Source organism: Peribacillus sp. N1 (assembly GCF_054600815.1).
This window is the reverse complement of the sequence record NZ_BAAHZO010000032.1, coordinates 1-352: the sequence shown is the minus strand read 5'-3', so window position 1 is coordinate 352 and position 352 is coordinate 1. Positions and strand designations below refer to the sequence as shown.

The following is a 352-nucleotide window of genomic DNA, read 5'->3' as shown; positions in this document are numbered from 1 at the left end:
ATAAACCGTTGAAACCCCTGATCCTTATGGCTCTTCATACGGTTTAAATACAATTTATCAACATTAAGATTAGTTGTGTTACAATAATAATTACCGACAAGCAGCATACCATCCAGAACTTCAACGACCACATCCTGCACTATATAAGAAGGTTTTTCCTGAAAAAAGAGTGATGCGGGTCTCGGTTTAAATGTCTGGACATAATCAAATACTTCTTGAATCTCCTTCATTGTAACACAGATTTTCTTACTTAGGTCTTTCCAGCGCTTTTCAGCAAAATCTATGAAATGGTTTTCTATGATCGTTTCTTCAAGCAGGTTCACCCCTTGTGCTTGCACCTGTAGCAAATGGC

The 352-nt window shown here is 37.8% G+C and carries 1 protein-coding gene; it reads right to left on the bottom strand.

Features of this window, described 5'->3' with window-relative positions; all coding sequences use genetic code 11:
• Window positions 1-352, bottom strand: a 352-nt coding sequence (locus tag ACYP5M_RS26530; protein WP_459735733.1) for an RNA polymerase factor sigma-54, incomplete at both ends; no start/stop codon positions are given.